Origin of the sequence: Massilia sp. BKSP1R2A-1 (assembly GCF_050586525.1) — a bacterium.
In the GTDB taxonomy this organism is placed as follows: Bacteria; Pseudomonadota; Gammaproteobacteria; order Burkholderiales; family Burkholderiaceae_D; genus Telluria.
Map to the genome: position 1 here is coordinate 146,350 of NZ_JBOBRE010000013.1, position 13,914 is coordinate 160,263.

Below are 13,914 nucleotides of genomic sequence, written 5' to 3' on the forward strand. Positions count from 1 at the left end.
CGCGCACCCCTATTCACTGCCCGAGGATTCCATGACGCTCAAAGCGACCCCGCTCAATTCCGCACACCGCTCCCTCGGAGCCAAGATGGTCGACTTCGGCGGTTGGGACATGCCGGTCAACTACGGTTCCCAGATCGAAGAACACAATGCCGTGCGCACCGACGCCGGCATGTTCGACGTCTCCCACATGTGCGTCGTCGACATCAAGGGAGAGGACGTGCGCGGCTTCCTGCGCAAGGTCCTGGCCAATAACGTCGACAAGCTGCAGGTGCCCGGCAAGGCCCTGTACTCGGCCATGCTGAATCCTGAAGGCGGCGTGATCGACGACCTGATCGTCTACTATTTCAGCGAAGACTGGTTCCGCCTTGTCGTCAACGCCGGCACCGCCGAGAAGGATGTCAAGTGGCTGGGCGACCACAAGGGCAGCGGCATCACCATCACCCAGCGCCGCGACGGCAACGATCCGATCGCCCTGATCGCCGTCCAGGGTCCGAACGCCCGCGCCAAGGTCTGGCAGGTACTGCCGACCACGCAGGCCGCTTCCGAGCCGCTGAAACCCTTCAACGTCGTCATCGTCCCGGATACGCAGTTCGGCGAAGTGATGGTGGCGCGCACCGGCTACACCGGTGAAGACGGCTTCGAAGTCGGCGTGTCCGCTTCCCAGGTCGAAGCGCTGTGGAATGCCTTCGCCGCGGCCGGCATCAAGCCCGCCGGCCTGGGCGCGCGCGACACCCTGCGCCTCGAAGCCGGCATGAACCTCTACGGCCAGGACATGGACGACAGCGTCAATCCGCTGGACGCGGGCCTGGCCTGGACCGTCGACCTGGTCTCCGAGCGCGATTTCATCGGCAAGGCTGCCCTGCAGGCCAAGGGCCAGCAGGCCAACTTCGTCGGCCTGATCCTGCGCGAGAAAGGCGGCATCCTGCGCGCCCACCAGAAGGTCATCGCGGCATCCGGCAACGTCGGCGAAATCACCAGCGGCACCTTCAGCCCGAGCATGCAGCAGGCGATCGCCCTGGCGCGCGTCCCGATGGACGTCGCGATCGGCGATACCGTGCACGTGGAAATCCGCGACAAGAAGCTGGCCGCCAGCGTGGTCAAACTGCCGTTCGTGCGCAACGGCAAGGTCCTCGCTGCCTGATACAGAATAACCAGAACAACCGTTTATACTACCCGCCTCACCCAACCCGGAGCCTTTACATGAACATCCCAACCGACCTGAAATACACCGAGTCCCACGAGTGGGTCCGCCGCGAGGCTGACGGCACCCTGACCGTCGGCATCACCGAGTACGCGCAGGACGCGCTCGGCGACATCGTGTTCGTCGAACTGCCGCAGGTCGGCAAGGCATTCACGGCCGGCGACGACGCCGCCGTGGTCGAGTCGGTCAAGGCCGCCAGCGACATCTACGCACCGGTCTCGGGCACCGTCGCCGCCGTCAACCAGCCGGTCGCCGACGCACCGGACTCGATCAACAGCGACGCCTACGGCGCCTGGCTGTTCAAGCTGGCTCCGAGCGACGCAGCCGCATACGACAAGCTGCTCGACGCTGACGCCTACGGCAAGACCACCGGCAACTGATTTTCGTAGGGTGGACGGCTTCGCCGTCCGCGCGTCCAACTCACGGACGCACTGTGGCGACACATTTTTTCGTTGAACGCGTGGGCGGAATACCCGCCCACCCTACCACTGCAACACCTCTCTTCCAGCTCTCCTTCTTGGCCTCTACCATGACCCGCTCCAGCCTTACCCAACTCGAAGCGCGCGACTCCTTCATCCCGCGCCACATCGGCCCGTCCGAATCCGAACAGGCAGCCATGCTGTCGACCCTGGGCTACGCCTCGCGCGCCGCCCTGATCGACGCCGTCGTGCCTGCGAACATCCGCCGCAAGGACACGATGGACCTCGGCCAGTTCGTCGAACCGCGCAGCGAGGAAGATGCGCTGGCAACTTTGAAGGCGCTGGCATCGAAGAACAAGGTCATGAAGTCGATGATCGGCCAGGGCTACTACGGCACCCACACCCCGAAGGTCATCCTGCGCAACATCTTCGAGAACCCGGCCTGGTACACCGCCTACACGCCTTACCAGCCAGAGATTTCGCAGGGCCGCCTGGAAGCGATCCTGAACTTCCAGCAGATGATCACGGATCTCACCGGCATGGGCATCGCCAACTCCTCGATGCTGGACGAAGGCACCGCCGCCGCCGAAGCCATGACGCTGCTGCAGCGCGTCGGCAAGTCGGCGTCCAAGGTGTTCTACGTGGCCGACGACGTGCTGCCGCAGACCCTGGAAGTGGTGCGCACCCGCGCCGAGCCGATCGGCGTCGAAGTGCGCGTGATCGCCGCGGGCGAGATCGAGAAACTGGAAGAGACCTGCTTCGGCGTGCTGCTGCAGTACCCGGGCGTGAACGGCGAAGTGCGCGACTACCGCGCCGCCGTGGAACACCTGCATGCCGCCGGCGCCATGGTCGTCGTCGCCGCCGACCTGCTGGCCCTGACCGTCCTGGAAGCACCGGGCACCTGGGGCGCCGACGTGGTCGTCGGTAACAGCCAGCGTTTCGGCGTACCGCTCGGTTTCGGCGGCCCGCACGCCGGCTACCTGGCCACCCGCGACGAATACAAGCGCAGCATGGCCGGCCGCCTGGTCGGCGTGACGGTCGACGCGCAGGGCAACCAGGCCTACCGCCTGGCGCTGCAGACCCGCGAACAGCACATCCGCCGCGAAAAAGCGACTTCGAACATCTGTACCGCCCAGGTGCTGCTGGCCGTGATGGCCGGCATGTACGCGGTCTACCACGGCCCGCAAGGCCTGAAGCAGATCGCCACCCGCGTGCACCGCCAGACCGCCATCCTGGCGCGCGGCCTGCAGCAGCTCGGCGCCGACGTGCTGAACACCACCTACTTCGACACCCTGACCGTCAAGGGCGACGCAGCAGCATTGCACGCGGCCGCCGCCAACGCCGGCATCAACCTGCGCCGCATCGACGACCAGCACGTTGGCGTGTCGCTGGACGAAACCACCACCCGCGAAGACCTGGCCGCCCTGTTCGCCGTCTTCGGCAACGGCAAGGCTGTCGACATCGACGCCCTGGACGAAGACGTCTCGGACGCCTTCCCTGCCGCGCTGGCCCGCACCACCGCCTACCTGAGCCACCCGACCTTCAACCGCTACCACGCCGAGCACGAGATGCTGCGCTACCTGCGTGGCCTGGCGGACAAGGACCTGGCGCTGGACCGCACCATGATCCCGCTGGGCTCGTGCACCATGAAGCTGAACGCGACCTCGGAAATGATCCCGGTCACCTGGCCCGAGTTCTCGAACATCCACCCGTTCGCGCCGAACGACCAGACCGTCGGCTACCGCGAGATGATCGACCAGCTGGAAGCCATGCTGTGCGCCGCCACCGGCTACGCCGCCATTTCTCTGCAGCCGAACGCCGGTTCCCAGGGCGAATACGCGGGCCTGCTGGTGATCCAGAAGTACCATCAGTCGCGCGGCGAAGGCCACCGCAACATCTGCCTGATTCCCTCGTCGGCCCACGGCACCAACCCGGCATCGGCCAGCATGGTCGGCATGAAGGTCGTGGTCACGGCCTGCGACGAGAACGGCAACGTGGATCTCGCCGACCTGAAAGCCAAGGCCGAGCAGTACTCGAAGGACCTGGCCTGCGTCATGGTCACCTACCCGTCGACCCACGGCGTGTTCGAGGAAGGCATCCGCGAACTGTGCGAGATCGTGCACCAGCACGGCGGCCAGGTCTACGTGGACGGCGCCAACATGAACGCGATGGTCGGCGTGGCGGCGCCTGGCGCCTTCGGCGGCGACGTCAGCCACCTGAACCTGCACAAGACTTTCTGCATCCCGCACGGCGGCGGCGGCCCGGGCGTCGGCCCGATCGGCGTGGGCGCCCACCTGGCTCCCTTCCTGCCGAACCAGCTGTCGACCGGCTACGTGCGTGACGAACAGGGCATCGGCGCGGTCAGCGCGGCCGCCTACGGCTCGGCCTCGATCCTGCCGATCTCGTGGATGTACATCGCGATGATGGGCGCGGCAGGCCTCACCGCGGCGACCGAAGTGGCGATCCTGAACGCCAACTACATCGCCCGCCGTCTGGCGCCGCACTACCCGGTGCTGTACACCGGCCACGACGGCCTGGTCGCCCACGAGTGCATCATCGACCTGCGCCCGCTGCAGGACAAGACCGGCATCAGCAACGAAGACGTGGCCAAGCGCCTGATGGACTTCGGCTTCCACGCCCCGACCATGAGCTTCCCGGTGCCGGGCACCCTCATGATCGAGCCCACCGAGTCGGAGTCGAAGGCCGAGCTGGACCGCTTCATCGAAGCGATGATCACCATCCATGCCGAGATCGTGAAGGTCGAGCGCGGCGAGTACGACAAGATGGACAACCCGCTCAAGGGCGCCCCACACACCGCGGAAGTGGTGACCGCCGACGACTGGCAGCACACCTATACCCGTGAAGTGGCGGCCTTCCCGGTGGCTTCGCTGCGCAAGAAGAAGTACTGGCCGCCGGTCGGCCGTGCGGACAACGTCTACGGCGACCGCAACCTGTTCTGCGGCTGCGCGCCGATCAGCGACTACGAGTAATCCACCGGATCATTTGCGGCTCGAGGCGAGCCGCAAGTGCGAACGCTCGTGACGGCGGCGTTCCCTGGGCAAATCCCGGGGGACGCCGCTTTCTTTTTGCACCTCCGGCGCCGCCGGCGCTTCCGCCTCATCCAGGCGGAAGGATGCGACCGTGCGCGACAGCGCCAGCGCATGCGTCTGCAGGGTGCGGGCCGCGGCGGCCGCTTCCTCCACCAGCGCGCAGTTGCGCCGGGTGACCTCGTCCATCCGCACGATGGCCTGGTCGACGTCGCGCAGGCGCTTGCCCTGCCCCAGGCTGTCGCTGCGCAGGCGGCCGACGATGTCCTCCACGGCGCGCACCGAGCCGGCCACCTGGGCCAGGCTGCCGCCCGCTGCGCTTGCCGAGGCGGCGCAGCCGTCGATCTCGCGTACCGAACGCGCCGCCAGTTCGCGCACCTCACGCGCGGCCCCGGCTGCGCGCCGGGCCAACTGGCGCACCTGGGCGGCGGCGTCGGCGAACGCCTTGCCCTCCTCGCCGCCGCGCGACGCTTCCAGGGCCGCATTCAGCGCCAGGGCGCCGGCCTCGCAGGCGATGGCGTCGATGGCTGTCGCCACCTCGGCCGCGCGCAACACATCTTCCTTGACCGCGGCCATGGTCGCAGCGACGCGTTCGACGCGGCTTCTTCCGAAATGCGCGCTGCTTGCCGCCGTGCGCGCCAGGCCATCGGCGGTGTGCGCGCCGTCCAGGGTGGACTGCGCAGCCTCGCAGAGCGCGCGCATCGAAGCCGCCGTCTCGCGCAGCTCGCGCTGCCGGTACAGGGTGCGGCCCTGCATGCTGAGATTTCCGAGGGTGATGTCGCGCGAGGCGCTGCCGATGGTGCGCGCCGATTCCAGCACCGTGCGCAGGGTGCCGCTCAGGTTGCGGATGCCGGCGTCCAGCGCCCGCGAGGTCTCGCCGATCTCGTCCTTGCCGTAATCGCGCTCGCGGATCGTCAGGTCGCCGCTGGCCAGGCCCAGGGCGGCGGCGCCGATTCCCTGGATCTCGCTCAGCAGCACGCGCCGCACCGCCATCGTGATCGCCAGCGAGACGGCAACCGCCAGCAGGATCACGGCCGGCATCAGCACGGCGCTGAGGCGGAAGTCGGCGGCGGCGCTGTTTGAAGCCTGCTCGGACAGTGCGCGTTCCAGCGCCGCCAGCATCGCCATGCGCTGGGTCATCAGGGCGAATGCGGCCTCGGGCTTGATCATGGCGTTCGCGCCGATGGTCTGGTCGGAATGCGCCAGCTCGACCACCTCGCGCGCCGCCGCGACGTAGGCGCGGTGGGCCGCTGCCGCCTGGTCGACATAGCGGCGTTCCTGGCTGCCCGGCGGGGTCAGGCGCGCCAGCCCGGCGAAGGAACGCTCGATCGTCTCGTGCTGGCGCTTCACCCCGGCGACCAGGGCCTCGATGCGCGGACGCGAGAAGCTGCTGCCGAGCCAGGTCAGGAGTTTGTAGGTGTCGGCATGGACGCGCTGGGCCTGCTCCGCGAGCCCGGCCGCGCTGCGCATCTGGTCGGCGCGCGGGCCGACGATGTCCTGCAGCGAGGCGTGCTGGCGCACCATCGCGTAATAGGCGCCGCTCGACAGCAGGACCAGGAGCAGCAGGACGACGCCAGGCGCAAGCAGGAGCTTGGGACCGATCTTCAGGCGCGACAGCATGATGCCTCCCCAATGTTAGACGCGCTCTATTTCCGCAGCGCATTCAAACAATCTACGCGGTTCAATTGCGGGAGGATTTGCGGTGGCGCAGATCGCTGCCAGCATGAGGACCTTCGACAAGCCCCGCGCCATGTCGCGTGCCGGGAAGCCGCGGGACAGTGCCGGCGTCGGCTCCCCAGCCACTTCTGATCCGGGCTCCGCCCGGTTACACTGGCGATATGAGAATCGGGAACACTGCAGCCACCCTGTTTGGCCGCCACGCTCGCCTGCTGGCCCTGTGCGGCCTGTCCCTGTTGCTGCACCTGATCGTCATCGCCTGGCTCGATACGCGCATCCTGGCGCCGCTGCCCCTCATCGGCAACCCGGCGCTGGCCGTGCGCCTGGCCGACGTGGCGCCTGCGGCGCCGACACCTGCCGCCCCTGCGGCCGCCACCGCACTCCCCTCCCCCATGCCGGCCCTGCCGGCTCCCGCACCGGTGCAGGCCAGCGCCGAGGCGGCGCCTGGCCCTGCTGCGGCGCCGGCTGCGCAGCCGGCAGGCGGCGTCGCCGCGGTCGAGATGCCGAGCCGCTACCGTGTGACGGTGCCGCCGAGCGCCTCGCTGCGCTACGAGGTGCGCAGCACCGGCGGCGGCGGCGGCGAAGCCCTGCTCGACTGGCAGACCGACGGCGTGAACTACCGCCTCGCCCTCGACGGCATCACGGGTGCGATCGAGAGCGAAGGCGGCACCGACGACGCCGGCATCGCGCCCCTGCGGGCCCGCTACCGCCTGGGCGCGGGCAGCGCCGCCATCTCCTTCGACCGAGAGCGTGGCGCCATCGTGCTGGAGAGCCTGGGGCGCAGCGTGCAGGACACGCCGGGCAGCCAGGACGGCGCCAGCGTCCTGGTGCAGCTGGCCGGCATCGGCCTGGCCGACCCCGACCAGCTGCAGGACATGGTCGACATCTACGTGGGAAGGCTGAACGGCGCCATGGTGGAGCGCTTTCAGGTGCTGGGAAAGGAGACGGTGGAGACGCCGCTGGGCGCGATGGAGACGCTGCACCTGGCGCGCGCGGGCGCGGCGCGCCTGGAAGTGTGGCTGGCCCCGGAACAGGGCTGGCTGCCGGTGCAGCTGCGCGCGACCGCGCCGGACGGCAGCGTGCGCACGCAGGTGGTGAAGGAGATCAGGCGGGCGCCGGCGCCCTGAGGCGCCGGCGCGCCGGCATCAGGCCAGCTTGGCCGCGTGCTCGCGGGTGGCGTGGAAGGTCAGCTTCGGCCAGCGTTCCTGGGTCAGGCGCAGGTTGACGCCCGAGGTGGCCAGGAAGGCCAGGTTGCCGGCCGCATCGTAGGCGACCTGGTGGCCGAGCTGGTTCTCGAAGTCCGACAGCGATTTCTTGTCGTCGCTCGACACCCAGCGCGCGCTGCTGATGCTGCTGCTCTCGAACACCGCATCGACGCCATACTCGTTGAGCAGGCGGCTCGCCACGACTTCGAACTGCAGCACGCCGACCGCGCCCAGGATCAGGTCCGAGCCCAGCACCGGCTTGAAGACCTGCACCGCGCCCTCTTCGCCCAGCTGCTGCAGGCCCTTGTGGAGCTGCTTGACCTTCAGCGGGTTGCGGATGCGCACGGTGCGGAACAGGTCCGGGGCAAAGTACGGGATGCCGGTGAAAGTCAGCAGCTCGCCTTCCGAGAAGGAGTCGCCGATCTGCATATTGCCGTGGTTCGGCAGGCCGATGATGTCGCCCGCGTAGGCTTCCTCGACCTGTTCGCGGCTCGAGGCCATGAAGGTCACGACGGACGAGAGCTTCACTTCGCGCCCCAGGCGCAGGTGCTTGACCTTCATGCCCTTCTCGAAGCGGCCCGAGCACACGCGCAGGAAGGCGATGCGGTCGCGGTGGGCCGGGTCCATATTCGCCTGGATTTTAAACACGAAGCCCGAGAACTTCGGCTCGGTCGGCTCGACCGCGCGCACGGTGGCGTCCCTGCTGCGCGGGGCCGGGGCCCAGTCGACCAGGGCCGACAGGATCTCGCGCACGCCGAAGTTATTGATCGCCGAACCGAAGAAGACCGGGGTCTGCACGCCCGACAGGAAGCGCTCGAGGTCGAACACGTGCGACGCCCCGTGCACCAGCTCCACTTCCATCTTGAGCTGCTCGATCTCGAGCGGGAACATCTCGGCCAGCTTCGGGTTGTCGATGCCCTTGACGATCTCGAAGGCGCCGTCGGCCTTCTCTTCGCCGGCCTTGAACAGCATGATCTCGTCCTTCAGCAGGTGGTAGACACCGCGGAAGTTCTTGCCCATGCCGATCGGCCAGGTGACGGGCGCGCATTCGATCTTCAGCACCGACTCGACTTCGTCGAGCAGCTCGAGCGGATCGCGGGTCTCGCGGTCCAGCTTGTTCATGAAGGTGACGATCGGGGTGTCGCGCATGCGGCAGACGTCGAGCAGCTTGATGGTCTGCTCTTCCACGCCCTTGGCCGCGTCGATCACCATCAGGGCCGAGTCGACCGCGGTCAGCACCCGGTAGGTGTCTTCCGAGAAGTCCTGGTGGCCCGGGGTGTCGAGCAGGTTGATGACGTGGTCGCGGAACTCGAACTGCATCACCGAGGACGCGACCGAGATCCCGCGCTGCTTCTCGATGTCCATCCAGTCGGAGGTCGCGTGGCGGCCGCTCTTGCGGCCCTTGACGGTGCCGGCGAGCTGGATCGCGCCCGAGAACAGCAGCAGCTTCTCGGTCAGCGTGGTTTTACCCGCGTCGGGGTGGGAAATGATGCCGAAGGTACGGCGGCGCTGCACTTCGCGCCCAATCTGGCCGGCCTGGCGGCTGGCGGTGCTGTTTGCGCTATCGGCGCCAGCTGCGCTGTCGTCGGCGGTGAAATCGGTGTCGTTGGCCATAGTCGAGCCTTGCAAAGCGGCCCTGGTAAGAAAACCCTCGATTTTACCGATTCCGGCGTCTGCCGTGTGAAGATTCGCGCCCCGGCCGTTCGGCCCGGAGCGCAAAACCTTGTCAATGCATCATTCGTGGACCCGGCGCACGCCCGAACGGCGTGTTGGGACTTGCTTCGGCGGCGGCGGCGGATCGCTGATAAAGCCGCCGGTCGCCGGCGTGGCGATCGTGCGCGTGCTGCCGTCCGACAGGCCGATGGTGATGAAACCCACCACCCCCGCATTGTTCGACAACGTCTTGCCGGCGTAGTCGCCGACCGCCTTGCCCGAGCACAGGTCGAGGTAGTAGATATTGGCCGTGCCGCCCACCGAGCAGGACGAGGACGAGCTCGGGATGTTGGTGACCACCGTGAGCGTGCCCCGCACGATGGCGGGATCCAGGTTGACACGCTCGCCCGCATTGCGGTCGAAGTCCACGTACCAGCCAGCGTGCCTGCTCAGGTCGACGTCGCCGCCGCTGATCCCGTACACGTCCCCGGCCGCACCGCTTGTCTTGCTCAGGGTCTGCTTGACCATGCTCGAGGAAACGCGCCACTGGGATGCGCCGATCGGCACTCCCGTGTCGCTCAGCACATAAGCCGACTGCACAGCAGTGTTGGCAATATCGCCGATATCGAGCAGACGGCCGGTGCCGAACGCCACCACGCGCTGGGTCTCCGCTGACGTGGAACCGTCGCTGTTTTCCCGATCGATACGGCACAGGGCCACATCCGGACGAGTGGTAATTGGCTGGTTGGTGCCGGCGTCACCCATCTTCACCAGGCGCACCGTACCGGGGCTGGTGAAATCGAAACGCCACATTTGCCCCTGATTGTCACCACCGTATACATAGGTCACGAGTGGGTCGATGAGCGGGTTCTCGGTGATCGCGGTGATCTTGGCAAAGCCCGACGGCGTGGCAATGGTGCCGGAACCGGTGGTGATCCGGTCCAGCACCTCCCCGGTGGCGACGTCGACGATCATAAGGAAGCCCTTCCCGGTACCGACATTCAGGCCGTCGCTTGCCGGAATGTTGTTGTAGCCCGAGGTCAGGAACACCACCCAGCGCTCTGCGCCGCTGGCGTTTTTCCAGGTACCGAATTGCGCATTGCCGAAGGACAAGCCAATTTCCGCCTCGTAGTTGATACCGCTGCAGACGCTGGCATCAGCGCACAGTTCCCACAGCGCACGCGGGTGTTCCGGATCAGTGATGTCGATCGCATAGTAGCCACGCCCGCCTGCGTTCAGGCCGCCGACCAGCACGGTACGCCAGGCGCCGTTGATCTGCACGTCCGCCGCCTCCGGCGAACCGTCCACCGTGTACTGGTGGTTGACGCCGTAGTTGACGCTGGCTTGCAGGTGCAGTTTCTTCATCGTGATACGCGGCACGTAGGCCCACAGCTCCTCGCCGCTTTCGGCGGCGAAGGCGTGCAGCATGCCGTCATTGGCTGCAACGTAGACCATGCCCGGACGGTCCGCGTGGTCCACCTTGTAGGCCTCGTAGCCGGCGCGCGGGTAGAGCTTGCGCGGGTCGCGCACAAAAGCAGGCTTGGCTGACGCGATATCGCCCAGCACAACCGGTACCGTCGTGCTCATGCCCTGCGGGATGGTCTCCGAGCGCGCATATGCGCGCAGGATGGTGTCGTCGGCATACTGCTGCTGGCCACGCAGCCAGTTGACGATGGTGGCGCCGCTGTTAACAATTGTCCTATTGCCGCTCGACAGATTGGCGCACTGCGACAGCGCCGCGCACTTGTTGTCGAACCAGGACTTCTCGGTCGAGTTCATGCCGCCGTAGTCGAAGTCCTTCAGGGTCTTGCTGCCGACGTCGAGCATCAGGATACGGCGCGTATCAGTGTTCTCCCCTACCTTGCGGCCGACGATCGTCGAGGAATTCCAATTTTCGGTCGCACCGACCACGCCCGTGACTGGGTTGATCTTGCGCTTGGCCAGCTCGCCGAACCATTTCACCGTGGTGAAGGTCGCCGAGTAGATGTCGTTGTCGTACTGCGAGACGTTCGGGGTCGAGGTCGCCGAGGCGGCCGCGGCGCCCGACTTCACCTCGATGTTCTCCAGCGCCGAGCGCAGCCCGCTGACCACCTGAAGTGGGTCGGAAGCCGAAAAATATTTGCCATGGCCATTGATGGCGGCGTGCCACAGGTCGTCCACGCGCGACTGGTAGGCGGCCGAGCCGCTGTTGTCGCCAGTCTTCGGATCGGGCCAGACATAGGGGCCGCCACCGTTCCAAGGGCAGCCGCTGGCGACACCCGTGATCAGCTTGTGGAAGTCGCCGCCGGGCGTGGCCGCGGTGTCGTAGTTCGGCTCGTAGTTCATGATGCCGTCCACGCCCAGCCCGAGCGTGTAGGTCTTCATGTGGAGGCGCGTGTTTTCTCCCGGCGCGGCCGGCACCAGTCCGGGCTTGGACCAGTCTTCCATGGCCGGGCGCAGCGAGGTCGTGCCGTCGTTGGAGCCGCCGTTGTACCAGTACAGGGCGACATCGGCCAGGGAGTTGGCGGTCTGGGAGGCGGCGTCCACGCAGCCCTTCGAGCGCAGGCAGAAGCGGCTGGCGCTTTCCTCTTCGTCGTTACTGACAACCGTGGCTGCGGCATTGCCGTTCCAGTAGCCGTCGGTGGTGACGATGGTGAAGTTCTGCTGACAGGGGAACTTTACGACCTGGTTAGCTGCATCGAAATTGTAGGGCGCTTGGTTGGCGTACAGCTTGCCGATCGCGTGCAGGGCCTGGCGGATCGGAGTCGACTGGTTGCCGTTCATCGCATACAGGGTGTCGTACCAGTTGCCGCGGTGGGTGCCGGAGAAGCGGTTCGGCTTCATCATCGTGCCTTCGGCCGCCGCGCTCGATAGCGACACCAGGCCGACGTTGTAATTGTCGCCGATCGGCTGGAATGCCTGGCCCACCGTGGTCTTCATCATCTGGTTGCGCGTCTTGTAGTAGGCATACCAGTTGGCGAAGTTGGTCATCTCCTCGTCATAGGTGCATGTCGCGCCCGAGCAGTCCGTGCGATTGACGCTTTTCGGATAGCTGTCGCGGGTCGGGACGATGTCGGTGCGCACGAAGACCGAAGCGCCCAGCTGGGTTTCGCTGGTCGGGATGCCGTCGTTGATGGCGGCAGTGACGGAGAAGTTCAAGTAGCGAGGACTGTTGCCGTTGTTGGTCGGCAGGTTGACGGCGATGTTCTTGCCTTCCGCGTCAGCTCCCGTGTCAACTAGGCACACCACGGTATTGGTCTTCGTTTCGCAGACCACGCCGCTGCCGGGGGTTCCGCCCACATAAGCGGTCACCGTGCCCTGGGTGCCGATCTTGTTGCGGATTGCGGTCGCCACCTGGGCCGCACTAATGCCACGGCCGAAGGTCAGGCTGGTGGCGAACATGTTCCTGCCGCCGTAGCTCAGCTGGGCCAGAACTTGGTCGCGGCTGGGATTGGTGCTGCCGCTGATCTCGAGCGTCGCCGTTGACCTGGTGCCCGACGACACGGTCAGGCTTGTGCCGGCGCGACTGCCATCCTTCACCAGCGTACAGTTGTTCAGCGACTTGTCGGTGCTGCCCGTTGTGCAGCTGATCGGCACCACTGCCACGATATTGGTATTCTGCAGGGTAATGCCGAAGCTCGAACAGGCCGGTACGCCGCCGGACGGGGTCTTCACACAGGCTGTAAATGGCTGGGCAAGGCCGGATTTCGCGATGATCGAAGCGGCTAGGGCGTTCGCCACGGCCTGCTGCTTGGTGGCGGTATTGGTGCCGCTCGAGGCGGTGACGCCCGTATTTGTGATCACCACGGAGCCGCTGGCGCCGGTGGCGGTGGCGGTGACGCTGTTCAGGGTCATCGAGGCGGTGCCGCTGGAGGCGCCGATGGTGATGGTGCCGTACCACTCGGCGGGCCGGTTCGGGTCGGAGTAGCGCGGATACTTGAAATTGCCGACGTACTTGGCCTGGCAGTTGGTGAGGGCGCGGCTGTCGCACCAGCGCACCCGCGCCGGGTAAGGAAAACCGCTCGGTGCGGCCGCGTTCACCGCGGTGACGCGGCAGTTGGTCAGGCCCTGATCGCTGCAGTATTCGGCGACATTGATCAGGTAGTAATAGGGATTGGCGGTGAAGCTCTGGGCGGTATAGCGCTCGTCGGTCGGAAAAGTGTAGCCGCTGGTATTTGCGCTGCAGTTGTTGTCGGCATCGCACCAGCGCAGGTCGGGAAAGCCGGTCACCAAGTTGGTGCTGTTGACGCCGGCGCCGGTCAGGTCGGTCCGGTTGACGCCGAAGCCGTCGGTGGTGACCGCAGTCCAGCCATTGGTGGCGCTGCGGTTCTGGCTCTGGTAGCTGCTGCCGTCGGCGCGCACCGGCGGCGCGAAGCGCACGCGCGGGTCGTAGTACTGGCGATTGAAATCAGGGCTGGCGAAAGGCGGGTCGCCGATGCGGCAGCCGCGGGTGCCGCCGGCCATGGTCTCGCGCGAGCGGCAGGTGGTGCTATCGTCGACGTAGTCGGGCGTGAAGGCGCTGCTCATCGAGCCCGAGTTATCGTAGAGGAGCATAAGGTTGGGCTTGACCGTGCCGCTGCCGGTCATGTTCAGCAGTGGAAGGTTGGCGATCTCGGTCGGCCCGGCGCTTGCAGGTGCGCCGGGGCCGGCAAGCGCCAGGAATGCCGCCAACGCGGACAGGATGCGGGAAGAGATGCGGTTCATGCGCGCTCCATTCGTGATGTTCTGTAGGC

Annotated in this window: 7 protein-coding genes; 4 read left to right on the forward strand and 3 right to left on the reverse strand. The window is 66.7% G+C overall.

Going from position 1 to position 13,914, the window contains the following annotated elements; translation table 11 throughout:
- The first annotated feature begins 31 nt into the window (after positions 1-31).
- From gcvT to gcvP, 3 genes are all read left to right on the forward strand, one after another.
- Positions 32-1,141 carry a glycine cleavage system aminomethyltransferase GcvT gene (gene gcvT, locus ACQ7JA_RS19245; RefSeq protein ID WP_430900660.1) on the forward strand — a complete coding sequence of 370 codons (1,110 nt, stop codon included), beginning with the start codon at positions 32-34 and terminating at the stop codon, positions 1,139-1,141.
- Positions 1,142-1,200: 59 nt separating this feature from the next.
- Positions 1,201-1,581: a glycine cleavage system protein GcvH gene (gene gcvH / locus ACQ7JA_RS19250; RefSeq protein WP_430900662.1), complete on the forward strand. Its 381-nt coding sequence runs from the start codon at positions 1,201-1,203 to the stop codon at positions 1,579-1,581.
- Between the two features lie 149 nt (positions 1,582-1,730).
- The gene (gene gcvP, locus ACQ7JA_RS19255) at positions 1,731-4,610 is read left to right on the forward strand and encodes an aminomethyl-transferring glycine dehydrogenase (RefSeq protein WP_430900664.1); all 2,880 of its coding nucleotides are present in this window, start codon (positions 1,731-1,733) and stop codon (positions 4,608-4,610) included.
- 9 nt (positions 4,611-4,619) lie between these two features.
- On the opposite strand, the gene ACQ7JA_RS19260 is transcribed toward gcvP, so the two are convergent.
- Complete coding sequence (locus ACQ7JA_RS19260) at positions 4,620-6,287, reverse strand: methyl-accepting chemotaxis protein (RefSeq protein WP_430900666.1); 1,668 nt, start codon at positions 6,285-6,287, stop codon at positions 4,620-4,622.
- 218 nt (positions 6,288-6,505) lie between these two features.
- Here ACQ7JA_RS19260 and ACQ7JA_RS19265 point away from each other — a divergent pair, with 218 nt between their 5' ends.
- Positions 6,506-7,471 (forward strand): DUF3108 domain-containing protein, encoded by a 966-nt coding sequence (locus ACQ7JA_RS19265; protein ID WP_430900668.1) that lies wholly within the window; start codon positions 6,506-6,508, stop codon positions 7,469-7,471.
- A gap of 18 nt (positions 7,472-7,489) precedes the next feature.
- Here ACQ7JA_RS19265 and ACQ7JA_RS19270 read toward each other — a convergent pair whose 3' ends face one another.
- Together ACQ7JA_RS19270 and ACQ7JA_RS19275 are read right to left on the reverse strand one after the other, a co-directional pair.
- Positions 7,490-9,163 (reverse strand): peptide chain release factor 3, encoded by a 1,674-nt coding sequence (locus ACQ7JA_RS19270; protein WP_430900670.1) that lies wholly within the window; start codon positions 9,161-9,163, stop codon positions 7,490-7,492.
- A gap of 120 nt (positions 9,164-9,283) precedes the next feature.
- A complete protein-coding gene (locus tag ACQ7JA_RS19275) occupies positions 9,284-13,885 on the reverse strand; it encodes a pilus assembly protein (RefSeq protein ID WP_430900672.1) in 4,602 nt (1,533 codons plus the stop codon).
- Between the last annotated feature and the right edge of the window lie 29 nt (positions 13,886-13,914).